The organism is Chitinophaga sp. CC14 (assembly GCF_048957795.1).
Classification (GTDB): Bacteria; Bacteroidota; Bacteroidia; order Chitinophagales; family Chitinophagaceae; genus Chitinophaga; species Chitinophaga ginsengisegetis.
The window spans coordinates 1122669-1149088 of sequence record NZ_JARBFY010000005.1 but is presented as its reverse complement, the minus strand read 5'-3'; the positions used below and the strand labels follow the sequence as shown (position 1 = coordinate 1149088).

Genomic DNA, 26420 nt, shown 5'->3' with positions numbered 1-26420 from the left:
TAATTCCTAAAATTCATTTGCAGTACTAAATGAACAACACCTACACAGACCTGGTAAAACAGACCTTTGAATTTCCCCAGGAGGGCTTTGAAGTAAAAGATAACTACCTGGAATTTAATGGTTTGGATATAAAGGCATTGATAGACAAATATGGAACACCCTTTAAACTGACCTTCCTGCCTAAAATCGGGATGCAGATTAACAAGGCGAAGAAAATGTTCCATGACGCCATTAAGAAGAACAGGTACGAAGGTGAGTATTTTTACTGCTACTGTACCAAAAGTTCGCATTTCTCCTTTATTATGGAGGAAACCCTGAAGCATGGGGTACATATTGAAACTTCTTTTGCTTATGATATTGATATCGTCAATAAATTATATGAGCGTAAGAAGATAAATAAGGAAACCTATGTTATTTGTAATGGTTTTAAAACCAAAGCTTATACCAGGGCAATAGCGCGACTGATCAACAGCGGATTTAAAAATGTGCTGCCGATCCTGGATAACAAGGAAGAGCTGGAAGATTATAAGCGGAATATCAGGAGTAAGGATAAGGTGAAACTGGGATTGAGGGTAGCTGCAGAAGAGGAGCCAAGTTTCGACTTTTATACCTCCAGGCTGGGTATTCCTCCGCGCGATATCCTTGAATATTATGTAGATAAAATAAAGGGTAATGAGAAGTTTGAGCTGAAAATGCTGCACTTCTTCATGAATAAAGGGATTAAGGATGATATTTATTACTGGAGCCAGTTTAACCGCGTAATAAATCTCTATTGCCAGCTGAAAAAGATCTGCCCCGAACTGGACAGCATCAATATCGGAGGCGGATTCCCGATCAAGCACTCTTTGGGTTTCGATTATGATTACAACTATATCGTAAACGAAATTGTGGCCAACATTAAGAGTATGTGTAAAAAGAATAAGGTACCTGTACCGAATATTTACACAGAATTTGGTTCCTTTACCGTAGGTGAAAGCGGCGCGGTGATCTATAGTGTGATAGGTGAGAAAATGCAGAATGACAGGGAGTCCTGGTACATGATCGATAGTTCTTTCATTACTACCTTACCTGATACGTGGGGTATTGGAGAGAAGTTCCTGATGTTGCCTATTAATAAATGGGACCAGGAATACCAGGAGGTACATCTCGGTGGACTTACCTGTGACGGCTACGATTTTTATACATCTGAAGAACATATTAACGCTGTATTCCTGCCAAAGCAACAGGCATCCGGAGAGCCGCTGTACATCGGATTTTTCCATACAGGGGCCTACCAGGACCAGCTGAGCGGTTACGGGGGCATCAAACACTGTCTTATTCCTTCACCCAAACATGTGATTGTGGGATACGACAAGAACGGGCAGTTGAAAGATTGGTTATATGCCAAAGAGCAAACCGCCCAGAGCATGCTGAAGATTTTGGGTTATTAAAAAAATGGGTTAGTAATCCTACTGAAAGCCCCCCGATTATTCGGGGGGCTTATTTTTTTCATTTTTTCTCTCAGTTTGATAAAAAAAGGCTTTCATTTTACTGAAAGCCCTATCATGGCATAGGTTAGATGATATTCATCCGGCATAAGGAAAATAGGAGATGAATATTTGATCTTACAAAGATAGCGTTATAGGCAGGTATCAGTAAGCCCTAAAAGTTGTAATTTTTTCTAATCTGTTTTTAACCCGATTTGATGAAGAATGATGAATTTATTATCATAATGTCTGGAAACCCGGCAAATGGTAATATTTACATATTAGTATAGCAGGAATAGTATCAATATGCCGGCATTCTTTTATAACACAGATGTGTAGGTACTATTTCGCCTGAGAATCATTGAGGTAGTCAATAGCGGAGCCGCAATGTTTTTCAATTTCGATGAAACAGCTTTCCAGCAACTCGGTTTCTCCTTTCAAAATAGCTGTCTTCCCGGAGGCCGAAAATCCTTTTACCAGTAAAAACTGCTTGGTCAGGTGTTGATTGATCAATGATAGATGTTGTTTTTGTTTTTCGGCAGTTCTCATTTGTTCCATAGAAATAAGGTTACGGTAGTATTGACCCAGCGCCCTGATAAAGAACAGCAGGTACATGCCTACTGTAAACGGATTAGCCAGGTATTGGAAAGCAGATGAATAACCTGGCGTAACGAATATGACCACATTATTGATCTTGATCCAGGCAACGGCTATGAGATAGGCGCAGAGGATCAGGCTCCAGAGGAGGGCGGTGGACAGGTTCACGGTAATATAGCAGACCAGGATGCTCATTACCCATATTAGTACGTATTTGGGGCCGAGGTCCTGGTTGTTCAGTAAGGAGGAAAGGATTGGAAGGATCAGGGTGGAAAAGGAAGCAAACAAGCCAACCGTTCTGGCATTTATGCCTTTCTTCAGCAGTAAAAGGCAAACGACCAGATCGAGGATGATCATGGGAATGATGATCATATTCACCGTGTTCTGGCTGAGCATATTTACAAAGAGGAAGCTCAGGAGCAGCATAATATAGAAGAAGGCATAATCAAAGATCAGTTTGATTTTCGCCTGTTCGTATGTATTTTCTGTATGAAGAAGCAGGCTGCCTATCACTGCTTTTTCAGTGTTCAGGTAAATGCTTTTTATGAGTAACCAGCTTTTCGGGAAGAGCTTTGCCATGAGTGCGTACTTAGAGAGGCAAATTATCGCATAATAAACAACGGCAGATTCAACGTTCGTGTGAATTATACACAAAAAAAGGGACGCCTTTACAGGCATCCCTTTTTTAAACCCTCCTGTTACACAGCGGGCCTCCTTTTTACAGGAAGCCCTGCTTCCCTTATTCCACTACTATTTCTTTAGGGGCATCCTGTTTGTTTTCCTTTTTACCCAGGGTTACTTTCAGGACTCCATTGTCGTATTTCGCGTTGATCTTGCCTGCATCTACCAGTTCACTGATAGTGAAGGAGCGTTTGAAAGATTTGAAGCTGAACTCACGGCGTACCTGTTTGTCACCTTCATTCTTTGTTTCTGCTTTCTTTTCTGCGCTGATGGTAATTGCTTTATCATCTGCACTGATCTTGAAATCTTCTTTAGAAAAACCTGGAGCTACTACGTCGAGTAAGAAAGCTTCGGGTGTTTCCACGATATTTACCGGAGGATGGGTGGTAAAGTAATCGTTGGTCAGAAAATCATCTTTTACATACTTATTCAATCCTCCATTGAGAATATCTTCTACTAATCCACCAAATGATTTGGGAAGCGGGCTGTGGTTAAATTTAATGTGTGTCATAGTTGCTATAAATTTTTTTAGTGTGAAATCAATTTTTATTGTTTGATAGCTGGTACAGATCAAATGGGATACCATGCCATAAAAACTGCTATTTTGTTAGTAAAAAGGTTACAGATTATGACATAGTGTCATTTTAATTGTATGTTTTGTGTCAAAAAGTCTATATCTATATCCATTTTTTTACTTTCTGGGTACATATAACTAACTTTGTAAAAAATATAAACAGAAAAAACTCTTATTATATGTATCCAGCGGAACTAGTAATGCCTATGAAGGCGGAATTAACAGATAACGGATTTGAAGAATTGCTGACACCTGAAAGCGTTGATAACACATTGCAGAAAGAAGGAACTACCCTGGTAGTAATCAACTCTGTATGTGGTTGCTCTGCAGGTACTGCCCGTCCGGGTGTATTGCTGGCGGTAGCACACAGCGAAAAGAAACCAGACAGGCTGACTACCAGCTTTGCAGGTTTTGATGGTGAAGCAGTAAGACAGATCCGTTCGCATCTGATGCCTTATCCTCCTTCTTCTCCGGCGATAGCACTGTTTAAAAATGGTGAATTGGTGCATTTTATTGAGCGCCACATGATCGAAGGCCGTTCTGCGCAAATGATTGCTGCGAACCTGGCTGACGCTTTTGAGCAGCATTGCTAAATATTTCAAATTTTCTAAATTCCAATTTAGAAATTCGAAATTGCATCGTACTTTGGTGGTTTGATTTTCCTTTTGATTAAATTCGGCTTTGTTCATAGGAAGATTCAGATCACCAATTTTTTTTCGGCTATGTATCCTAATTTATATTACGCGTTCAGAGATCTGCTTGGCTTAGAGATTCCGTTTTTAAAGATTTTCCAGACGTTTGGCTTTTTTGTGGCAATAGCCTTTCTGGCCGGCGCCTATATTTTAACGCGTGAATTGAAACGCTATGAAGCACTTGGGTTGCTGAAAGGTGTGCCTGAAAAAGTAGTAACAGGGCTGCCGGCTTCCCAGGGAGAATTGATAGGAAACGCCGTGGTAGGGTTTATTATAGGATACAAAATCCTCGGGATCTTTTTTCAGTGGGACACCGCTTCACAGGATTTACAGTCGTTTGTGTTTTCAGGACAGGGCAGTTTTTTTGCCGGTATCCTGGTAGCCGCAGCGATGGCCGGATATAAATATTACACCAAAAAGAAACAGGCACTCCCTAAACCTAAAGAAGAAACGGTGCTGGTAATGCCACACCACCGCGTGCCGGATATCATTGTGATGGCGGCTATTGCCGGATTGCTCGGCGCTAAAATATTTCACAATCTTGAAAACTGGAACGACTTTGTACAGGACCCCATCGGGGCTTTATTGTCTTTCAGCGGACTTACCTTTTACGGCGGGCTGATTGTAGCGGCTATCGTGATCATCAGTTATGCGCGTAAAAAACAGTTCAATATCCGTGCGTTGATCGACAGCGCCGCGCCTGCGCTGATGCTGGCTTACGCTATCGGAAGAATGGGTTGTCATTTTTCCGGGGATGGCGACTGGGGCATTTACAACAGCGCTTACGCGGTGGATACCAATACCGGCCACACCGTGAAAATGGCGCCTGCTGCATTCCAGGACATGGTTCAGAAAAACGCAGGGTTCTTTCAGCAACAATACGCTACCGTAGAGAAGATCCCGCATGCAGCGTTTGAAAAACCGGCTGCATTGGGCTTTTTACCAGATTGGCTGTTTGCCTACGGCTATCCGCACAATGTTATTAAAGAAGGTATACAGATTGCCGGTTGTGATGGTCCCTATTGTAAAGTATTACCTATTGCCGTATATCCTACACCGTTATATGAGATTATTGTTTGCCTGGCTTTGTTCGGTGTTCTCTGGGCTATCCGCAAAAGAATAAAGATTCCGGGCGTAATTTTTGGTATCTACCTGATATTAAATGGTGTGGAAAGATTTTTTATAGAGAAGATCAGGGTAGATACGAGGTATGATATTTTTGGCTTTCATCCCACCCAGGCAGAAATCATTTCCACGCTCCTGGTAATTGGTGGTATTATACTGATTGGCATCTATCGTAAAAATAATACTGCTGCAAATAAGCTTTCCTGATTATAGTATATGCAACGTCACTCTTCATTAGTGCCCTTGTCGCACGAGCACAAGCGCCTTTTATTTGTATGCCGCTACCTGAAAAAAGATGCTGCACCATACGAGGGCTTCCCACTGGAAACACAGGCAAGATTTGAGTATATCATAAAAGTATTTCAGGAGCTGATGGTTCCGCATATTCAAAAGGAAGAATATCTTTTTGAGAAGTGTGCAGGTAAAAACAAAGCGATTGATGCCATGATCCGGGAGCTGCAGGAAGAACACCTGATTATTTCCCGTATGTATAGCACCCTCACAGACAGCAACGATATGGATGCGGCGATGGATGTGCTGGCATGCAGCCTGGAAGCGCATATCCGCAAGGAAGAGCGGGAATTTTTTGAACTGCTGCAACTGGAACTTCCGGATATCCTCGATCACCTCAAACTTGAAAACCCATAAATGTATTTAACGTGTTATTGCCAGTTTTTAATTTAAGCACTAATTTTTCACTGGAGTTATAGCAGCATTATGTATCTGTAATATTGTCTCAATAATTATCTGTATATCTTATAGCGATTTATCCTTGTTTGTTAGGCTGGTAAATTTACCTGGGGCTATTCAATTTGAGTTATGCGTACGTTTTTTTACGGCTTAGTTGTGTTTAGTTGCTTAACTGTCAGCCTCAAAACCCTGGGCCTATCCAGGGAGGACAGTCTTAGCCGGTACGATAAGCTGGATTCGTCGGAAATAGTGGCTGCTTCTTTTTATTATAAAGCAGGTGAACAAGAGTTAGGTCAGGGTACTATATTAAATGTACCGGAAGGGTACCGCCTGCTCGATGCTGCGCAGAGCCGTGTGCTGGTGGAGCATTTGTGGGGCAACCCGGAAAATCCGAATACGCTCGGTGTATTGTTGCCCGCCCGGGTAGGACCGATGGATAAAGATTTCCACGGTTTCGTGATTTCTTTTGAGCCTTCGGGCTATATGGAAGAATCAGAGATCCGCAAAATTGATTACACAAAGTTGCTGGCGGAGATGAAAGAAGAACTGAAAAACGATAACCTGTTACGCAGCGGTAAAGGAACCGGCCAGATTTCCGGTATGGACTGGGCCTTTGCTCCTTATTATAATAAAGACAATCACTCCTTACACTGGGCCCGCATTTTACATTTTGGTAAGAACGAGCCATCCATGCTGAATTATGAATTAAGATTATTAGGAAGAAAGGGAGCACTCTGTTTTACGGCTATCGGCAAGGTAACGGAGCTGGAGCAGATGAAGCAACAATTAGCCATTGTAGCTGTTGCGGCGCGTTTCATGCCGGGAAACGGTTATGCCGACTATAATCCCCGTACTGATCAGTCTTCCCGTTGGATACCTGCCACCGAATCCGTAGCCAGCAGAATGCTATCGATTGATAACCTGTTACTTGGTGTAAGAAGCACCCTTTCCATGCTGCTGGTAACGTTGTGTATGGCATTGTTTGTTTATGTTATGAACCATTATCACCACCGCCGGAGGTCCGGTTACCGGAAAATCATCAAAGTGGATGAGCGCCTGAATTAATAAGGGCCGGCGCCGTTTTCCATCTCCCTGAAAAAATATCACTAACACTGAAAAGACCTGTTTGTAAATACCCGCCTCCGTCCTTATATAATACCGGTCATCCTCCATTAACACCGCTATTTTAAATAGCATCTATCCCTGTGCAACATTCCTTTCCCCCAGTCGTCTTTTTAATCGTTCCATAGCTTTTTACCATTCATCACTGTCTATAAACCGTTTGTGTAATGCTATGTACTGTGTAATACATAATACCTACTTTTGCATCGTAGTAGTTAATCTAATGTAGTGGTTTAACTACTGTAGTATACAAGCTAAGGAACTAAAAATCTAATCGACAACAATTTAAACTCTAAATCACCCTTATATGAAAGCAAGTTTTAAAGCTATAACATTAACAATGAGCATGTTAGTTACTGCTTTGACCTCATTTGCGCAGAATGCCCCAAAAGTAGCCGGACAAATAACACAGTCTGGCAATAAACCTGTAGAGTTTGCTACTGTAACCTTATTAAAAGCAAAAGACTCCTCTTTAGTAAAGGGAGCCATCGCAGATATAGACGGTAAATATGAATTTGAGCAGGTAAAGCAGGGTAAATACCTGGTTGCTGCGGTTTCAGTTGGTATGACCAAACGTTACAGCCCCGCTTTTGAAGTAGCCGCCAGCTCCATAAAAGTGCCGGCTGTAACACTGGAAGCCGCTTCCAAAACCTTAAAAGGAGTAGACGTAACCGCCCGCAAACCCTTTGTAGAGCAGAAAGCTGATAAAATGGTGGTGAATGTGGAAAGCAGCATCACCGCATCCGGCGGCTCCGCTATGGAAGTACTGGAGAAATCGCCTACCGTAACAGTGGATAAAGACGGTAACATTTCCATGAAAGGCAAGAGCGGTGTACAGATCATGATAGATGGCAAACCAACCAATATGAGTTCCCAGGATGTTGCCGAGCTGCTGAAAAGCATGCCAGCCACCAATGTTGATCAGATTGAGCTGATAGCTAATCCTTCCGCCAAGTATGATGCAGCCGGCAACGCGGGAATCATTAACCTTAAACTGAAGAAGAACACCAGCTACGGTACCAACGGTAATGTAACTGTAGGCGCCGGCTATGGTTTCTGGCCCCGCTGGAACGGTGCGCTGAACCTGAATCACCGCAACGAAAAGTTCAATATATATGGTTCCGGTAATTACAGCCACCGCGAACAACAGCAGGACCTGGGCATTTACCGCTCTATCTCAGAAAAGAACCAGCTTAGCGTATACGACCAGGTAAACAATATGCATACAAAATCCAATTACAAAGCCGGTAAAATAGGAGCGGACTATTTTATCAGTAAAGGACATACGATTGGTGTAATGGCGGATTTATCCGGTGGCGACCGTAACGTCCCCAGCTTTGCTACTACCCGAATAGGTAATGGCAACCGCGTGGATTCTATCCTGAAAACCAACACCAACGATGCTAAAAACTGGAACAGGAATGCCTTCAATTTAAACTACCGCGGTATCCTGGACACTACTGGGAAGGAACTGAATATTGACCTGGATTACGCAAAAAATAAAGATGCGCAACATGCCACTATATATGCTACGTCCCGCGATGGTGCTGAAAAAGGTTTCCTGGGCAGCGATACTTCCCGTAACAATCAGCCTTCCAGCATCGACATTAAAACTGCAAAAATTGATTACATACACCCGCTGAAAAACCAGGCAAAATTTGAAGCCGGCGTTAAGGTGAGCTTTGTGAAAACAGACAATGATGCGCGCTTTGATTCCCTGAGAATGGGCAACTGGGTGCTGGATGAAAACCGTTCCAACCACTTTATTTATAAGGAAAATGTGAATGCGGCTTATATCAACTTCAACAAGCAATTCAAAAAAGTAAATGTACAGCTGGGATTACGTGGAGAACAAACGCACATCACCGGTACATCGGTATCCACGAAGAATAAGCAGGAGATGGAAGTGAAGAACGATTCTACTTACTTCAACCTGTTTCCCAGCATGGCGCTGACATATAAACTGAATAAAGACAACACGCTGGGACTGACTTACAGCCGCCGCATCCAGCGTCCGAGCTATGAAGATCTGAATCCGTTTGAATTTTACCTGGACAGGTATACAAAGGAATCTGGTAATCCAAACCTGAAGCCACAGTATTCCAACAACTTTGAAATCACGCATACTTTTAAGGATTTCCTGATCACTTCAGTAGGGTATTCCCATACAAAAGATATGATGACCCAGATACTGGAATCTGATGTGGATAAGTCTACTGGTGATACATCCATTCTGCGGTACAAATATCTGAACGTGGCTAAGGCCGACAACTTTAACCTGAACGTAACCGTACCGATGCCCATTACCAAATGGTGGATGAGCCTTACAACGATGTCGGTGTCTTACGCGATGTTTGAAACCGTGGTAAACGATAACCAGGTGAAACTGTCATCCGCCGGGTTCTTCGGACGCACCCAGCAAACATTCACCCTGAGCAAGGACTTGTCTGCAGAGGTAGTATTCTTCTATGTATCTCCGCAGGTAACAGAGAATGGCCTGTTCAAAATGAAATCTATGTCCTCCCTGGATCTGGGTGTTTCGAAGAAAGTATTGAAAGGAAAGGGATCTGTGAAACTTAATGTAACGGATGTGTTTAAAACCAATTATTTCCGTGGCGACTTTGATAATGCCGGCAGATATACTTCTGTTGCCAGCAGATGGGATGCACAGCAGTTCCGGTTGACCTTCAACTACCGTTTCGGAAACACCAATGTAAAAGCAGCACGTAGCCGTCAAACCGGACTGGAAGCGGAACAAAATCGTGTAAAACAGGGCGGTAACTAAGCCGGGCCTGTTTGGGAAGATGGTTTTTTAGGTATATAAGGATGGAAAAACGTGGCCCTTTACCGGGCTGCGTTTTCCTTACCACTTTAACAAGTGGTTTCATCACAGGAAACGGCGGTTTGGTATAATTTGATATTGGAGAGAGGTGGTTTAGAAATAATTTTGAAGAAATTTTTTGCCGGGCATTACTTTCATCCATTCTATATAAATAATTAATAATTAATAAGATAACAAATTTTTGCTGTTAATTAAACGGATAAAGTCTCACTAAACCGGAAATTTCCCCGTCAGCATCATGCAACCTTTTCTACAATTACTGTCTTTATAATGAAAGCATCAGCCACTAACTTGAATCAGACGCCACTCGCAGCACATATAGTAGAACGCTGCAAAAAAGGAGATGTCCGTGCATTTCGTGAATTGTACGAAGCCTATTCGGCTGCGATGTATAACATCTGCCTGCGTATGACCAATAATGTGAATGATGCGGAAGACACTTTGCAGGAGGCTTTTATCCAGGTGCACAAAAGCATTCATAAGCTGGAACGTGAGGCCAGTATCAGCGCCTGGATCAAGCGGATTGTGGTAAACCACTGTTTGAATACACTGCGTAAGAAGAAGGTGTATTTTGAAGAAGTGGATGAAGTGGAAGTATCGGCAGAAGAGGGCATTGATGAGGCCCAGTTTACCTGGACCGTTGCCGCCGTGAAATCTGCCATACATGGTTTACCACAGGGATACCGGACGGTATTGAATCTCTATCTTTTTGAAGAGTATTCACACCGGGAAATAGCAGAAATGCTGGGTATTACCGAATCTACTGTAAAAACGCAGTACATGCGTGCAAAGGAGAAAGTAAGACAAATTGTAAAACAGCAAAATGTAACTCGTTAATGCCAGACAATTTTGAAGGTTTTATCCGCCAGCACCGGAACGAATTTGAGGAAGAGGGCCCTTCACCGAGGGTTTGGAGCGCACTGGAGCAGGAGCTGACGGGCAGGCGCAAAGGAAAGGTGATTTCCCTTTTACAGAAAAACTGGTTTAAAGCAGCAGTGATCGCAGTATTGCTGGCCAATGCAGGCGCTCTTTTTTACTTCACCAAACACCGTCAGCCGCAGCAGCAGGAACTTGCTGTGTTGGCGCCTGATATACAGGAAGCGGGCGTTTACTATACGTCGCGCATAAACGAAAAACTGCAGCTGATTGATGCTTATCCCGATTCAGCACTGGGGCTGGATAGCGCTGCCCGTAAGGAACTGGAACTTCGCAACGATACTTATAAAGCACTGGAGAAAGAATTAAAAAATAATCCGGGCAATGAAAGAATCCGCGCTGCTATGGTGCGCTACTACCAGCTGAAGCTGGATCTGTTGGATAAAATTTTGGAAGAGTTACACGATAAACATGTAGCTCCCGGTCAAACAAAAAAACATTATGAAGCTGAAATTTAAGTGCTTGTTATTCCTGCTGCTGCCTTTACTGGCGCAGGCCCACAACGGATCTACTACTTATAAAAGAACCATTGTAAAGGAGTTCACCGTAAATGATAACGCCACGTTAAACCTTTCCAATAAGTACGGCAAAATCATTTTTCATGCGTGGAACAAAAACGAAATCAAAGCAACCATCACCGTTACCGGTTTCGGTAAAAATGACGAGCAGGCGAAAGCCATTGCAGAACTGGTGGAAGTGAACACCAACCAGGGTAACAACGGTGTGTCGCTGACTACTTATTACAACCCGTCGAAGAACAATTCCGGTTGGTTTTCATGGGGTGGTAAAATGGATTCCAAAGATTACGTGAACATTGACTACGATATTTATATCCCTCAAAGCCTGCAGAACTTAATGGTGAAGAACCAGTTTGGCGATGTGATAGCGGATAAGTTCAGTTTCCCTGTCACCCTGGAAATGAACTATTGCACATTTGATATCCGCGAGGCGCAGGATCTTGTCTTCAAAATAAATTATTGTGATAAGGGCAAGGTTGGTAAAGCGGCCAATGTAAGGGTGAGGGGGAATTATTCTGCTATCCGTGGCGGGCAGCTGGAATCGCTGGATGCCAATTCCAACTATAGTGAGTATGCGTTTAACCGCGTGGGCAGCCTGAGAATTTCTTCCAATTACGATGATTATAAAATGGATGTAACAGGTGCCGTGTCTGGCCGGGGTACTTATTCTGATGTGCGGTTAAGAGAACTGCAGCAGTCTGTTGATTTGAATATGACCTATGGAGATGTGAAGATAGAGAAAGTGGGCAACGGATTTAAGCAGGCCGATTTTCAACTCACGTATTCAGATCTGAATATCAGTTTTGGTTCCAGGCAGCCATTGTCGATAGAAGCGAACCTGGTAAACGGGGATCTGGATACCGGTGGGCTGGAGCTGAAAAATGTGATCTCCAACAAGATGAATTCGAACCTGCGTTTTAAGGCGCTGGCGGGGGGAGGAAGTGAATCATCTCCTTATATAAAAATACGCGGTACAAACACCGATGTAAAACTGGGTACCTATTAATTAAACAGATCAGAACGCCATTCTAAAATCTTTTTAAAATAAAGTTACACTATGAAACGAATTGCTGCTTACTTCCTGGTTGCTTTGCCATTGCTGCTTACGGCCAGTGTACTTGTTTCCTTTACGCGTCAGAGCGATGAAAGAATAAAGGGAAACGGAAATGTGAAACAGGAATCCCGGAATGCGTCTGCCTTTACAGATATCAGCACTTCCGGTGTTTATAAGGTGGTAATTGAACAAGGGAATACCCATTCTATCCGGGTAGATGCGGAAGATAACCTGCTGCCATATATCCTGACAGATATTGCCGGTGGCGAATTAAGAATCCATTCAAAGAAAGGGTACAATATTCAGCCTACCAAAGAAATCAAAGTATACATCACTCTGCAGAAGGTAGATAAATTATCGGCCAGTGGCGCCGGTGGTTTTACCAGCAAGGGAAAGCTTACCAGCGACCGTATAGAGCTGCGGTTCAGTGGTGCGGCTGATGCCGACCTCGACATCCGTACCCGTGAACTGAAAGTGGGCGTTGCCGGAGCCAGTAACATTACCCTGAAAGGCAATACGGATAAGGCCGATTATAGTATTTCCGGTTCTGCTGATATTTCAGCACTGGATCTGTCCACTGAAAATGCGAAGATTGGTATTTCCGGTACCGGTAAGGCAGATGTATTTGTGCAGAAGAAACTGGACGTAGGCATTTCCGGTATGGGAAAGGTAAAATATAAAGGAGAACCGAGTATTACCCAGTCTGTGTCCGGCATGGGTAAGATCAGCAAGATATAATAACAAGTTAGATTTAGAGTATATAACGTGCAGGTAGTTCTCTACCTGCTTTTTCTTTTTTATATTTGTTGTTCGAATATAAAATTTTTAATTATGCCGTCCTTTGATATTGTTAGCAAAGTAGATTTACAGACACTGGATAATGCTATTAACACGGTGAAGAAAGAGATCACCAACAGGTTTGATTTCAAGGGTTCACATGTGGAGATTGAGCTGAATAAGAAAGAACTGGTGCTGAATATAGAGGTAGAAAGTGATATGAAACTGGGCCAGGTGCTGGATGTGCTGGTAAGCCGGACGATGCGCCAGGGGCTGGACGCCAGTATTTACGATCTGAGTAAGGAGCCTTACCAGAGCGGGAAGGTATTTAAGAAAGAAATACCGGTGCGTAATGGTATTAAACAGGAAGATGCCAAGAAGATAGTAAAGATGATCAAGGATGCGGGTTTAAAGGTACAGGCGGCCATTATGGACGATATTGTACGGGTAACCGGGAAGAAGATCGATGACTTACAGGAGGTTATACAAAAGGCGAAGGAATCCAATCTGGGTATACCTTTGCAGTATATTAACATGAAATCCTGATTTTTTTACGAATAATCTTTGGGTGTTAAAGAAAATTAGTTAACTTTGCACCCTGTATTTACAATAATTTTGATATGAAACAGGGAATCCATCCAGAAAGTTACAGATTTGTGATATTTAAAGATATGTCAAACGGCGAGAGCTTTTTAAGCCGCTCTACCGCTCCTTCCAAAGAAACTGCAAAGTGGGAAGATGGTAATGAGTATCCGTTGATTAAGTTGGAAATTTCCAATACTTCTCACCCTTTTTATACTGGTAAGAATGTGTTGGTGGATACTGCAGGACGTATTGACAAATTCAACAAGCGCTACGCTAAGAAAGCATAGTTTCTAAGTAAAATATTTTTTAGAAAAATCCCATCGGCTTATCGATGGGATTTTTTATTTTAGCCCCTTATGGAGCGTAACTATATTCTTTTTGACACGCCCGTACGTGAACTGTTATACCCCTTTACGCATACAAGACCCATTGCTGCCTGCAGAGTAGGAATACTCACCATACAGGAGAAGTGGGAGCACTGGCTGGGTACAGGTATTAGTCATTTCACCGTACCGCATCTGCAGGACAAATTTCCCCTGCTATACAAAGGCAACCAAACCGTTAACATCTTACTGAGTGGACATATACTGCCGGACGCCGGACTGGTAGCCGCTATCCGTGAGTTACAACCGGAAGAGGAGTTGTATAAAGACAACGAGTTGCTGGCGAAAGCGGTGCAGGGGGAGGGGGCGCCATTGCTGGCTCCGGGCGCCCGGAAAAATTATCCGGGGGAAGTACTGGGAATTTATAAGCCTTGGGATATCTTTGCGCTCAACGATAAAGCAATCAGGGCAGATTATCAGCTGCTTACAAAGGGCAGGGAATCTGCTATTTTATCACACACCAATCAACAGATCAATCATACGGACATTTTCGTGGAGCCAGGCGCGAAGGTAGAGTACAGTGTGCTGAACGCCGCTACAGGGCCGGTTTATATCGGGAAGGATGCGGAAGTGATGGAAGGCTGTATGATCAGGGGACCTTTTGCGATGGGCGAAGGGGCCGTATTGAAAATGGGGACTAAAATATATGGCGCTACTACATTGGGGCCGTATTGTACCGGTGGAGGCGAGATCAAGAACAGCGTAATGTTTGGGTATTCCAATAAGGGGCATGATGGTTACCTGGGAGATGCAGTGATAGGGGAATGGTGTAACCTCGGGGCCAATACATCGGGTTCCAACCTGAAGAATAATGTATCTGACGTGAAGGTATGGATGGAGGCGCAGGGAGAGGCCGTATCCGCGGGTAAAAAATGCGGTGTGCTGATGGGTGATTACAGCAGGTGCGGCATTAATACCATGCTGAATACGGGTACTGTGATCGGGGTATCGTGCAATGTGTTTGGCGGGCATTTTCCGCCGAAATTTGTGGGTTCATTCAGCTGGGGGGATCAGGCCACTTACCGTTTGGCAGAAGCCCTGAAGGATGCCGGTAGCTGGATGGCGTTGAAGGGGAAAGAGCTTACAGAAAAGGATAAGCAGGTATTGGAAGCATTATATGCACAAATAAATCAGAAAGACCTTAAACCTTAATATCACAGTATGAGAAAGAAAATTGTTGCAGGTAACTGGAAAATGAACCTTACGCTGGCACAGGGCGAGCAGTTGATCAACGATATCCTGCAGGCAGGACTGAAACTGAAAGAAGGACAGGAAGTAATAGTCGCTACTCCGTTTCCTTATCTGCAGAAAGCAAAATCGTTGCTGAAAAACTATCCTGGTTTTTATGTGGCAGCACAGAACTGCTACAGTGAAAAATCCGGCGCCTATACCGGTGAGGTATCTGCTGAAATGCTGCAATCAATAGGTGTTGATTATGTTATTCTGGGTCATTCTGAAAGAAGGGAATATTTCCAGGAAAGCAATGCTATGCTGGCTAAGAAGATAGACCAGGCGCTGGCTAACGGTTTGAAACCTATTTTCTGCTGTGGTGAGCCGCTGGAAATAAGACAGGCGGAAACGCAGAATGCGTATGTGGCAAAACAACTGGAAGAAAGTTTGTTTCACCTTACAGAAGAGCAGTTGAAGAATGTGGTGATTGCTTACGAGCCGATCTGGGCTATTGGTACCGGTTTAACAGCCAGTTCCGCACAGGCGCAGGACATGCATGCGTTTATCCGTTCGCAGATTGCTAATAAATTTGGCCGTGAGGCAGCCTTGCATACTTCCATTTTATATGGTGGCAGCGCGAAACCCGGTAATGCGGCGGAACTCTTTGCCAGCCCGGATGTAGATGGTGGTTTGATTGGTGGCGCTTCCCTGGTGGCAGCCGACTTTGTGGCGATTATTGAGAAGTTGTCTTAAGTAATTGAGAAATACGCAGTTATAACAACTGCGTATTTTTTTAGTAAATAATGCTAAAAATATTAGTATTTCTGAAAAAAGGTTGTATATTCGTATTGTCATTCTAACAGGAAGAATTAAAATATCAGGTTATGAATACGAATTATGAAATTTCGGAAGAGGTATTTGATTATTTAGTGGTAGTGAATCCGGATGCATTGGTTGCGAAAGATGTGACCCGTATCCGTCAGTTTGTAGCAACTGAGTTAAGCGATACGATGATGTCTGCCGCACCGGTTCATGTGGCCTTGTTCAGGTCTGCTTTCCCTGAGCGTTTCCAGGACGATTTTGTTGATATGCTGGAAGAGGTAGCGCGTAAACAGGCCGGCTTTGCCATCTATACGGCAAAGATTGATGCCCTGAGGCATGCGGACGGGCACAACAGTGTTTTCATCAATGTAGCCAACCCCAAGCCACTGATCGATTTACACCGCAGCATTATGCAGACTTTTGAGTTGAAGCCACAAACATTCAAGCCGCATATTATGCTGGCGAGAGGTTTGCAGGATGCGGAGGTAAATATGATCATGCCATTGCTGGCGCAGCAAATTTTTGTGCGCAGCTTTAACTGCCATTGTTTTAGCCTGCTGAAAAGACCGGCGTCCGGTGGTAAGTACGAGCGGGTGAAAGACTTTGTTTTTGGAGATATTGAGCACATGGTAGGTTCATTATTTAATTACGCTGCTGCATAAGCAGTGAACTATAGTCTGATTCAGGAATTACCGGATGGTAGATTCGCAGGATTGGTGAAATGTTACGGATAAAATAATTTGTTATCCCCTATATCAATTTTCATCAATGTTTGTTTCCCTCAAGTTAACCATCCTTTCATACTGTTGCTATTGCAGTTTTTCGGCCGCTGTTGCAGGCTGGCTATAGAGCTGTAGTGGTTATTAGATCCGTAGGCAAGCATTTTCATAGGTTGCTGCGTATCCATAAATCCGGTAAATCCTGGTTCAGATAGTTGTTTGTTTAACCAATTCTTCTTTTTCTGGTATGCCCTGAAGGTTCCTGTCTGTAATTAGTTTTCCGGTTGTTTGTATCTTTGACGAATATTTAGTATGTTTTGAGTGGGAGCTGTATTCATGTGATATAACCCCATCCGAAGAAGACCATTACAGGGAAAATCGTTATAAATTTATGGCAACCAGGACAGTTGTACACAAAGAAATTATTGTGAAGGGCCGTGTGCAGGGAGTAGGATTCAGAGCTAATGCAAAGCGTGTAGCCGATTCAATGCATATACACGGACAAGTTAAAAATCTGCTGGACGGAAGTGTATGGATACTGGCAGAGGGAACAGCGGAAGAAATGGAAGATTTTATTGCATGGTGCAGGTCGGGGCCTGCTATGGCTGCAGTGAAGGAACTGGAAATCACCGACGGTGATGTACAACATATCAAAGGGTTTACTATCCTTTATTCATAAATCCCTGGTCCGGTAACAGCAGGTGTTTCGTTACCTATGCCAATCAATCGCAGATAAAGCTATCCGTGACCGGCAGACAACAGGCGCAAAGAAATTTTACGGAGCAACGCAACTGAATACAACCGTGAAAATTTCTTTGCGCTTTTGTCATGCATGTTTATTTAGTTAGTACTGGTGTATTTCTTTTGGAAAGACTTATCCAGTGCGGCTTTGGGAACAACGATCGTGATGGTGTTTACTGCGAAGTAAGCTTCGGATACATTTACGTAGCCTCCAAACGGACTGGAATTTTTACCCCATGAATTTTTTACCAGGAAGAATGTTTTACCCTTTGGTGATTTTTCGATCCCGGTAATGTGCATCAGGTGATCATCCTGTGTAATCAACTCTTCGTATAGCTTTTGACGTGAATCCTGTGTATATACGGGTTCAGTCATATCAGGATCGATACTATCTTTTTTCAGCGTGATTTCCGGTGAAGTGAGTAATGCAAATCCTTTGCTGCTGGCGAACCCGCGGTTGCTTACGTCTGCATCCCATAATACCGTATAGCCTTTTTGCAGGGCGGATTCCGTAATACCAGTCAGTTCCTTTACGGGCACATTGAAATAAGCGCCGTTGGAGAAATTATCCGGTACTTCAATGATAAAGGACTTGTAGAAAGGATGGTGTGTAAAAGAAGTCAGGAAAACATAATCGTCTTCATTGAACTTCACCACTTCCTTTGCAAAGCTTTGCGGAGTATATGTTTTGCCGTTATATTCAAAAGTGGCAGGAGGCGCTCCCATGTATTGATCGAGGATCCCTGTAAACTGTGATATCCAGTTATCCGGTACAGGCGATACCTTGATGATACTGTCGAGGTATTTTTTCATGGTCACCACCATTTCTGAGTGGTTGTGGACGGTGGCATTGCCTTTTAGACCGCTGTAAACGCTTTCCGGTTCTATGCCATAGGCAGCTATGGAATGGATTACATCGTGTGCCAGTCCGCCTTCATCGAAACGGGCGAAGCCCTGGCGACGAACATAATTTTTGGCTTTTTCTATATAGATGTTGCGGGCGGTAAACATTTCAGACAGATCCAGTTCCGGCAGTCCTTTTCGTAAACACTCCGATTCTACCATAGAAGTAGAGGAGAATGACCAGCAGGTGCCGGTCATGCCCTGGTTTTTAACCGGGGTGGCTGCATTGATTTTACCGTTTTCCAGATTGCTGATTACAACGCCCTTTTCCTGTGCACCCGCTGCTAAGGCGATGAACATGGCAAGGGTTAAACAAAATGTTTTCATATGCGATCTCATTAAATTATTAACCTAAAGATAAGTGAACCCGTATAATAAAAAATACCATTACCGTATGAACGGTAATGGTACGGATGCAATCTGCAATAGAATGGCAGTAAATCAGTTTTGTATGTCGGAATGATATGAGTTTGCAGAACCTTTTATGATCACCTGTTTTGTTTGCAGGTATTTCTGGTATTTGTTTACCACGTTGTCCGGTTGTTTAACATCATTGATGAACAGTCCGTTTTCATTTTTTTCTACCTTATAACCTTTTTGGGCGTCCAGGAGCTTATCTGCCTCCATTTGGGAGATCATTTCTTTATAAAAGGCGGCTCTTTTTTCACCTTCTTTCGCTCTTTCAGCCCCTTCTTTCGCTCTCCTTTCACCTTCTTTCGCTCTTTCAGCTCCTTCTTTCGCTCTTCTTTCTCCTTCTTTTGCTCTTTCATCGCCTTCCCTCGCTCTTAGTTCTCCATCCCTGTTTTTCTGGGTAACTTCTCTTTCCCTGGCGATATTTTCCCGTACCCTTGCGGCATTGGCGAGTGCTTCCGCCCTGTTTTTGCGGGCTTCTTCCAGGGAGGAGGCAGCATGTTGAGTGGCCTGGCTGGCTGCTTTAAGACCCGCCTTAGTTTCTTTGCTTACCTTATCGTAGAATTCCTTGGTGTTGACGCCAGCGTATGCGGCCTGGAGATTTTTGTTGAGTGCAGCAAAATCAATGTTCTTCAGTGCTTCAGCGGCTTCTTTCTGTGCGGCGCTGATTTTGCTCCAGTCAATATTTTTCAGGGCTTTCACGCTTTCTTCCTGTGCCTTACGGGCTTCGGCAGATACTTCATCCCATTTAATATTTTTGGTGGCTTCGGCTATATCCGCCTGTACTTTTTTCATATTTACCTGGTTCAGCTGCTGCATGGCCTGCTGGATGCTTTTTTGTGCTTCCCGGATCTGCTGGCGTACTTCATCTTTGTTGACCTGGTAGTCGAATTTATAGTTGTAATTAAATGCCTGCGCTTTGTTGGTTGTTGCAGTGCGTTTATTATTCTTATTTACGTTTACCTGTGTATTTACATTGGTGGAAACGTTGCTCTGGGCTGTTACCTGGATATCTGAAAGGTCTACTGACAGATCCTCTTTTAATGGCGCCAGAGGTGCCACTGGTGGTAATGGTGCTGGCACAGGCTCAGGAACAGGAGCAGTTACCGGTTCAGGAGCAGGTGTTGGTGGTGGCGCAGGAAGAACGGTATCTGTGGTAGCAATTTCCAGTTGTTCCCGGAATTTGCGGGTAGTTTCATCCGGTTCAACGGCGGCCAGCTTTTTCTGCGGAGCGTTGTCTTTTACAATTTTTGCTTTTACCGGTTGCTGCTGGTCGTTATGATCTTTTCCTTTAGCAGGGTTTAGCCATGCAATAGATATAAGGCCAGTGGCGATGATAAGTACGGCTAAAAATTTCTGGCTATAATTAAGGTGTTTAGTTTTCATTTCCATGATGCGTTTAATGCGGTGAAACAGATGTTGTTTACTGTCTGCAGCAGCCATAGTAAGCCGGTTGGCGGTAAGGCGGTATTCCTCCAACGCTACCAGTGCATGCGCATATTGCAGTGGTTGTACGGTACTGGCTATAACCAGGTCGTCGCAACAATGTTCCCTTTCCATACGGATGATTTTGGAAATCAGCCATACAAAAGGATTGAAGAAAAGAATTGTTTCAACAATTGATTGGAAGATATTTAACAGATAATCATTGCGTTTGATATGCGCCAGTTCATGCAGCAGTACTGCTTCCAGCTGTGCTTCCGTAAGGTTATTCACCATTGCTACCGGTAAGAGGATGAGGGGTTTTAAAAATCCCAGCATCACGGGGACCTGTACATGCCTGGAGATGAGGAGTTTCACCTTGCGGGGAATCTGTAATCTGGCGGCCAGTTTATCCAGGTGTTTATCCCATGCTTCTCCCATAGGCTCTATCCGGGTAGTACGGATCTTACGGAGTTGAAACAGATCGGATAATAGTTTGACGATCATGCCGGCCATACCGGTAATGTATAGTGCTACCAGGAAAGGAAAACAAAGTTCAAGGTTGGGAAACAGCCATATCAGCGGGTCCTGGCTGGGATACACGGCGGTGAGATGAACCGTTTCCTGCGGAGTAAGGGTGCCACTGAAGTGTAGTACTGCTTCTCTTGCTTCCTGCAGTCGTTGCACATGCATATACAACGTAGCAAGGAACCAGGTAAAAATGCCCGAGAGCGAGAGCAGCGACAGATTGTATTTTATCCGTGCGCCCGCCTGTGGCCAGAGTTTTAATACTATCCGTAAGCAGGCATAGATGAAGAACGCCTGCCACATGGAATGAAGGATCGTCCAACCCAGGGCGCGCACGAAGTCGCCCGTAATAGGTAATACATTCATAGTACTAGATTTACCTGTTTTCCTTTTGTTCTTTTTCTATTGCAGTAAGATATTGCCGGATCTTTTCCAGTTCTTCTCCCGACGACTGATGATGGCCGAGGGCCTGCATAACCAGTTGTGAAGCCGAACCGCCAAAAACGGTATCTATCATTTTATCCAGTAATTGTTGCTGTGTTTTCTGCTGTGAAATGGCGGCAGTGTATACATGAGTTTTGCTGCTGGTATCGCGCTGCAACAGCTCTTTTTCATGCATGATCTGCATCAGTTTGAGGGTAGTGGTGTAGCCGGCATCTTTCGTTTGAGATAAAATATCATGTATCTCACGAACGGTGCTGGGGCCCTTTTCCCAGAGAACGCCCAAAATTTCCAATTCACTTTCTGTAGGCCGGATCTGTTTCAAAGCAATGATTTATGGATGATGATTATTGTTGTACGAATATCTTCGTAAACAAATGTACGATAGTTTTCGTAATTGCAAAATATCAGGGGAGATTTTTTTAAAATTGCATTTTCTTTAACAAAAAGAGAGGGGAGGAAATGAGGCTTGCCAATGTTCAATCCCTGGCAGGCAGGGCCTGTTCCCTTCGTAGCTGCCGCGTGGTTTTCCGGCTGCCATCTGCGCTCCAGCCGGGGGCATCAAAAATATAGTGCACGGCCTCACGTAAAGAACGGGCGTGCCGCACATCCCGCCAGATATCCAGCCATTCATGGGTGGCAATACGGAAGGGATTATAGGTGTGTATATTTTTAGTGAGGCCATATACCGGTCGTTGCTTCTCCGGGGTGAAGGTACCAAACATGCGATCCCAGATAATGAGGATCCCCGCATGGTTCCGGTCCAGGTAATCGATATCAGAGCCATGATGCACGCGGTGATGGGAGGGCGTGTTGAACACGTACTCTATGGGCGCCGGTAATTTATGGATCACTTCTGTATGAATCCAGAACTGGTAAATCAGGCTGATGGCCTGCATGCTCATTACCATCACCGGATGGAACCCGGCAAGCGGCATCCAGAGCCAGAAAGTAAAGGTGCCGGTTAAATTGCCGGTCCAGGTTTGACGCAGGGCGGTGGCGAGGTTGTATTTTTCAGACGAATGATGGATGACATGTGAGGCCCAGAAGAAACGGATACTATGACTGCTGCGATGAAACCAGTAGTAACTGAAATCATCTGCAAAAAAACATAATACCCATGCCCACCAGGTAAAGCCCAACGTAAGCAGCCGGAACTGGTAAAGAAAAAGATAGATACCAAAAATAACAGCTTTGGTGAAGATCCCGATAAACACATTGCCCAGGCCCATTGCAATGCTGCTGAGGGCATCTTTGGGCTCATACATATTTTTTTTATCGATGGCCGTAAAAACGATTTCCAGCAGTATCAACAGCACAAATCCGGGAATGGCATATGTTATCAGGTCGGGAGGCATATGTGGAAACTTTCTGTTACGGAAGTTAACGATTTTTTGCCGGGCTTCCCGCGGTGATGAAAGCAAAAATGCAGCGGAGAAAAAGTTTCCCCGCTGCATTGTAGTATTAAAAACAGGCACTATTTAAATGTTCTCTCTGCGCGGCTCACGGCAGACGTACCAAACCAGCCCAGGATCCTCGTTTTACCGGAAGGAGTGGTATTATGTACATTGCTTTTTACGTTTTCCAACACTTTGGCAAATAATCCGCCGGAATTTACCTGGTTATTTACCTGGGTAAGGAAATCGTAGCTTGGGTGGGTGAGGGAAAGCATTCTTACGATGGCCTTTTCATTTACCTGGTAAGGTTTATCATAGTCAGTGATGCCTTCTCTTATCGGTAAAATGAATGTGTTGCCATCGGAAACGCCTTCATCGTAGGAACCGTCAATGGAGAAGTTATCTTCCAGGCGCCTGAGCGTATCATTACGGTAGGAGCGGATCCAGTAATAATCTGTTGCACCGGCCAGGTCCCTGGCGTGGAACTTGGCGTAGTAGCCTTCTTTGTTGCTGATAGATTCCTCTTTTGTTTTGAATTCATAAGAGATAGAATCTATGGTTGTTACTCTTTTGATACTGTCGAACGCTTCAAATATTTCACCTTTGAATTCCACATGCAGCTTGTATCCGTGCCCTATAATACCGATAGCTTTGTTGGAAGCGTTGTAGGTGTATTTGTTGTCTTTGAACAGGAACGGATAAGACTCGCCGGTAGTCAGGTCAAACAGGGTGATCTTCGCATCATCGATGATGGGAGCTGGGCTGTTATCCGTATAAGGAACCGACATGGTAAACTTGATGGTTTGTATACCGGCTTCATTGGTAATCCATGCATCCAGTACCGGGTAAGATATTCCTTTCGCAATGTCCAGGTCAATCTTGTCTTCGCAGGCGGTGAAACCTGCAGCAACAGCAAACAATATGAGGAATAATGACTTTTTCATCTGATCTTGAATTTTGGACAATTAGAACTTGAAGTTATATGTGATACCAGGGATAATAGAGCCTATGATAGACAGGCGTACTGCTTCCCGTTTGGTAGGATCATCGTCGTTTTGTTTAAAGTAGATGGTGTAGGCATTTCTGCGGCCATATACGTTATACAGTGAGAATACCCATTCTCCTTTCCAGCGTTTCAGCTGTTTGCCTTTCAGTGTCATAGACAGATCCAGCCTGTGATATGCCGGCAGGCGGTAGTTGTTGCGTTTCTCGGTACTGTTGTAAGGAATGTCCCAGTCCTGGAATTCCAGCCTGTTATCCGCGAAAGTTCCCGGTGTGCCGGAGGCGAATACCCAGTTGGCCGACAGGGAGGTACGTTTCGTGAAAGTATGTGTTAACACCAGGTTCAGGTTGTGGGTGCGGTCGTAACGGTTCAGGAACCATTCATCCATACTGATACCGATGGTTTTTCTTTCTGTGCGTGACAGTGTATAGCTTACCCAACCGGTAGTTTTGCCGATATCTTTTTTCGCATAGAGTTCCAGTCCGTACGCGCGTCCCTGGGAAGGCAGCAGATCTGCTTCGATAAGGGGATTCAGCTGCAGGTTGGCGTTGTCGATGTAATCCAGCTGGTTGTCGGTGGTTTTATAAAACACTTCGGCCGACAGTTCGTAGGCGTCATTAGGCGCATTGTAAAAGTAGCCTGCGGTATACTGGTCAGACACCATTGGTTTGATATTGTTGGTGCTGGGTGTCCAGATATCCAGGGGAGTAGGGGATGCGGTGTTGGACAGCTGGTGCATGAACTGTGTAGTTCTGCTATAGGCCAGCTTCACGGCGTGTTCATCTGTAAACGCATACCGGGCACTGATCCTGGGTTCGAAGTAATAGTAGCCTTTGATCAGGTCATTACCATTGTAGTCTTTGCTGCCGATTAACCGCTTACGGATGCCTGGTGTGGTATCATTAAAATAGTAGGCAGTTCCTTTACCGATGAATTGATAGGCAGATAAACGGCCTCCGTACTGGATCCCGAATTTCTTTGTTGGTTTAAATTCATGATCCAGGTATACAGCTGATTCCAGTGCGTGCTGATCATTAATTTGTTTAACGTGTTTAAGTGATCCTTCCGTGCTGGTACCTGTACCTGGTTTAAAGGTGTAATAGATGCCTTGTACCCCGAAATGCAGGCTGTTGGCGGCATTGATGTAATAGGTGAAGGAAGGTTTTACACCGTAGTTGATAATGTTAGATGTCCAGTCGTATCCCTGTGAATCTTCATTGGTTGCTTTCTTGGAATCGTTGCTGAACTTCAGGCTGTAATCATACTTACTATAATAAGTAGTAAAGTTCATGAACAGGCGGTTGGTGAATACGTGGTTCCATCTTACGGTGGCGGTAGTGTTGCCCCAGTTCATGTTTATATCTTTTCCAAAACCAAAAACGTCTCTGCCAAAATAACCGCTTACAAACAAGGAGTTATTTTTATTGAATTTGTAGTTGGCTTTGGCGGTAAGATCGTAGAAATTGAGCTTGGTATCTTTCATATCCCCCTTTACAAAAGGTTTCATCAGGATATCTATATAGGATCTTCTGGCGGCCACTATAAAGGAGGATTTATCCTTTACCAGCGGGCCTTCCACCGACAGGCGGCTGAAGATGTTACCGATACCGCCGTTTACGTTGAAGTCCTGGTTGTTACCGTCTTTCATACGGATATCCAGTACAGAAGAGGTTCTGCCACCGTATTCAGCGGGAAATCCACCTTTGATGAGGTTGAGGCTTTTAACGGCATCCGGGTTGAATACAGAGAAGAAGCCAAGCATGTGGGTGGAGTTGTATACCGGCGCTTCATCCAGGAGGATGAGGTTTTCATCGCTGTTACCACCGCGTACGTTAAAGCCGGAAGCGCCTTCACCAACGGTGTTAACGCCGGGGAGGGTCTGGATGGCCCGCAATACATCTACCTCACCCATGAAGGTGGGCATCTTTTTCATTTGCTGTATATCCAGTTTGTTGATGCTGGTATTCAGGGTATTAACTGTCCGTTCCTGTTTCTGGCCGTTAACGGTTACTACGTTCAGCTGGCTGCTGGTGGCTTCCATGCTTACATCGAGTGTAACATTCTTTCTCAGGTTAACGGTTGTTTTATAAGTACCGTAGCCCATATAAGAGAACTGCAGTTCGTGTTCTCCGGCCGGAAGCGTAAGGGAGTAAAATCCGTATTGGTTACTCACGGTACCCAGACTGGTGCCGCTTTTGCCAATGGAAATGCCTACCAGGCTTTCCCCGTTTTTCTTGTCTTTTACATAGCCGCTTACGGTATATCGTTGCTGCTGTGCGGTTGCTGATTGTCCTGCGAGGATCAAAATGAGCAGAGACAGCAACATGGTTGCCTTAGTTTTCATAAAAGTCAGATGCAGTTTTATATTATGTCTGTTGCATTTTTGTTGCATGCATATAAGACGTTGCAAAAATATGTTACCCCTACGGCGATAAATTATTTTTTTAAATCATAATTGTGTTATAACATGATTTAACGAAAAAAGGAAGGCTCATGCCTTCCTTTTTCAATAAAATGTAAGCCCCTGTTAATCCAGGATGGCACAGTTAAACCCGAGCCGGGTTACAAAATCTATAATAGTTTGTTCTGCCAATGATTGAGGGCTTACAATGCGTAGTACTTTGTCACAGTCTTCCAGGTCTACGCTACAGGCATTTACGGTAAATTGTGCTGAAATGGCGTCAATCACATTGTTTCTATCCTGAACAGTTGTAATATTGGTACGGAATATTCCCAACATAGATGATAATTTTTTTGAGTATTCGGAATATTTTTATGCAAATTTGCTACTGTTATCCCATATAACTGTTACACGAGACGG

The 26420-nt window shown here is 44.0% G+C and carries 25 protein-coding genes; 16 read left to right on the top strand and 9 right to left on the bottom strand.

The genetic code is table 11. The features are described 5' to 3' along the window. Positions 1–29 precede the first annotated feature (29 nt). Positions 30–1430: an arginine decarboxylase gene (locus tag PV783_RS24165; RefSeq protein ID WP_370907932.1), complete on the top strand. Its 1401-nt coding sequence runs from the start codon at positions 30–32 to the stop codon at positions 1428–1430. 378 nt (positions 1431–1808) lie between these two features. On the opposite strand, the gene PV783_RS24160 is transcribed toward PV783_RS24165, so the two are convergent. Both PV783_RS24160 and PV783_RS24155 read right to left on the bottom strand, forming a co-directional pair. Continuing rightward, positions 1809–2642, bottom strand: a complete 834-nt coding sequence (locus PV783_RS24160; protein WP_420989898.1) for a hypothetical protein — start codon at positions 2640–2642, stop codon at positions 1809–1811. Between the two features lie 160 nt (positions 2643–2802). Further along, entirely contained in the window at positions 2803–3255 is a 453-nt protein-coding gene (locus tag PV783_RS24155; RefSeq protein WP_079473508.1) for an Hsp20/alpha crystallin family protein, read from the bottom strand. Positions 3256–3497: 242 nt separating this feature from the next. Here PV783_RS24155 and PV783_RS24150 point away from each other — a divergent pair, with 242 nt between their 5' ends. From PV783_RS24150 to PV783_RS24080, 15 genes are all read left to right on the top strand, one after another. Then, positions 3498–3911: a BrxA/BrxB family bacilliredoxin gene (locus tag PV783_RS24150; protein WP_079473509.1), complete on the top strand. Its 414-nt coding sequence runs from the start codon at positions 3498–3500 to the stop codon at positions 3909–3911. Positions 3912–4040: 129 nt separating this feature from the next. Further along, on the top strand, positions 4041–5342 hold the full coding sequence (locus PV783_RS24145; protein ID WP_111579359.1) for a prolipoprotein diacylglyceryl transferase family protein: 1302 nt from the start codon (positions 4041–4043) through the stop codon (positions 5340–5342). A 9-nt stretch (positions 5343–5351) separates the two neighbouring features. Continuing rightward, positions 5352–5783, top strand: a complete 432-nt coding sequence (locus PV783_RS24140; protein WP_079473362.1) for a hemerythrin domain-containing protein — start codon at positions 5352–5354, stop codon at positions 5781–5783. Positions 5784–5954: 171 nt separating this feature from the next. Then, positions 5955–6890, top strand: coding sequence for a DUF2167 domain-containing protein (locus PV783_RS24135; protein WP_420989897.1), 936 nt, complete (start codon positions 5955–5957; stop codon positions 6888–6890). A gap of 364 nt (positions 6891–7254) precedes the next feature. Further along, positions 7255–9732 (top strand): TonB-dependent receptor domain-containing protein, encoded by a 2478-nt coding sequence (locus PV783_RS24130; protein WP_420989896.1) that lies wholly within the window; start codon positions 7255–7257, stop codon positions 9730–9732. Between the two features lie 327 nt (positions 9733–10059). Further along, positions 10060–10626, top strand: coding sequence for an RNA polymerase sigma factor (locus PV783_RS24125; RefSeq protein ID WP_420989895.1), 567 nt, complete (start codon positions 10060–10062; stop codon positions 10624–10626). Then, positions 10626–11183 (top strand): hypothetical protein, encoded by a 558-nt coding sequence (locus tag PV783_RS24120; protein ID WP_079473366.1) that lies wholly within the window; start codon positions 10626–10628, stop codon positions 11181–11183. The genes PV783_RS24125 and PV783_RS24120 overlap by 1 nt, the downstream gene beginning before the upstream one ends. After that, positions 11167–12249 (top strand): hypothetical protein, encoded by a 1083-nt coding sequence (locus tag PV783_RS24115; protein WP_079473367.1) that lies wholly within the window; start codon positions 11167–11169, stop codon positions 12247–12249. The genes PV783_RS24120 and PV783_RS24115 overlap by 17 nt, the downstream gene beginning before the upstream one ends. Before the next feature lie 51 nt (positions 12250–12300). Next, a complete protein-coding gene (locus PV783_RS24110; RefSeq protein ID WP_420989894.1) occupies positions 12301–13035 on the top strand; it encodes a head GIN domain-containing protein in 735 nt (244 codons plus the stop codon). 93 nt (positions 13036–13128) lie between these two features. Beyond that, the gene (locus PV783_RS24105) at positions 13129–13620 is read left to right on the top strand and encodes a YajQ family cyclic di-GMP-binding protein (protein WP_079473369.1); all 492 of its coding nucleotides are present in this window, start codon (positions 13129–13131) and stop codon (positions 13618–13620) included. Between the two features lie 74 nt (positions 13621–13694). Further along, complete coding sequence (locus PV783_RS24100) at positions 13695–13946, top strand: type B 50S ribosomal protein L31 (protein ID WP_079473370.1); 252 nt, start codon at positions 13695–13697, stop codon at positions 13944–13946. Between the two features lie 69 nt (positions 13947–14015). Next, a complete protein-coding gene (locus PV783_RS24095; protein WP_420989893.1) occupies positions 14016–15194 on the top strand; it encodes a putative sugar nucleotidyl transferase in 1179 nt (392 codons plus the stop codon). A 9-nt stretch (positions 15195–15203) separates the two neighbouring features. Next, the gene (tpiA, locus tag PV783_RS24090) at positions 15204–15965 is read left to right on the top strand and encodes a triose-phosphate isomerase (RefSeq protein ID WP_079473372.1); all 762 of its coding nucleotides are present in this window, start codon (positions 15204–15206) and stop codon (positions 15963–15965) included. A 131-nt stretch (positions 15966–16096) separates the two neighbouring features. Then, positions 16097–16696, top strand: coding sequence for a 2'-5' RNA ligase family protein (locus PV783_RS24085; RefSeq protein WP_079473373.1), 600 nt, complete (start codon positions 16097–16099; stop codon positions 16694–16696). 448 nt (positions 16697–17144) lie between these two features. Beyond that, a complete protein-coding gene (locus PV783_RS24080; protein WP_370907917.1) occupies positions 17145–17432 on the top strand; it encodes an acylphosphatase in 288 nt (95 codons plus the stop codon). 161 nt (positions 17433–17593) lie between these two features. On the opposite strand, the gene PV783_RS24075 is transcribed toward PV783_RS24080, so the two are convergent. The 7 genes from PV783_RS24075 to PV783_RS24045 form a co-directional block, all read right to left on the bottom strand. After that, the gene (locus PV783_RS24075; RefSeq protein ID WP_420989892.1) at positions 17594–18724 is read right to left on the bottom strand and encodes a C1 family peptidase; all 1131 of its coding nucleotides are present in this window, start codon (positions 18722–18724) and stop codon (positions 17594–17596) included. Between the two features lie 114 nt (positions 18725–18838). After that, a complete protein-coding gene (locus tag PV783_RS24070) occupies positions 18839–21124 on the bottom strand; it encodes a M56 family metallopeptidase (protein ID WP_420989891.1) in 2286 nt (761 codons plus the stop codon). Positions 21125–21134: 10 nt separating this feature from the next. Further along, positions 21135–21524 (bottom strand): BlaI/MecI/CopY family transcriptional regulator, encoded by a 390-nt coding sequence (locus tag PV783_RS24065; RefSeq protein ID WP_079473376.1) that lies wholly within the window; start codon positions 21522–21524, stop codon positions 21135–21137. 154 nt (positions 21525–21678) lie between these two features. After that, positions 21679–22557, bottom strand: coding sequence for a sterol desaturase family protein (locus tag PV783_RS24060; RefSeq protein ID WP_420989890.1), 879 nt, complete (start codon positions 22555–22557; stop codon positions 21679–21681). Positions 22558–22676: 119 nt separating this feature from the next. After that, entirely contained in the window at positions 22677–23540 is an 864-nt protein-coding gene (locus PV783_RS24055) for a DUF4249 domain-containing protein (RefSeq protein ID WP_420989889.1), read from the bottom strand. Positions 23541–23561: 21 nt separating this feature from the next. Then, positions 23562–25943 carry a TonB-dependent receptor gene (locus PV783_RS24050; RefSeq protein WP_079473378.1) on the bottom strand — a complete coding sequence of 794 codons (2382 nt, stop codon included), beginning with the start codon at positions 25941–25943 and terminating at the stop codon, positions 23562–23564. Positions 25944–26126: 183 nt separating this feature from the next. Continuing rightward, the gene (locus PV783_RS24045; RefSeq protein ID WP_079473379.1) at positions 26127–26339 is read right to left on the bottom strand and encodes a hypothetical protein; all 213 of its coding nucleotides are present in this window, start codon (positions 26337–26339) and stop codon (positions 26127–26129) included. Positions 26340–26420 lie beyond the last annotated feature (81 nt).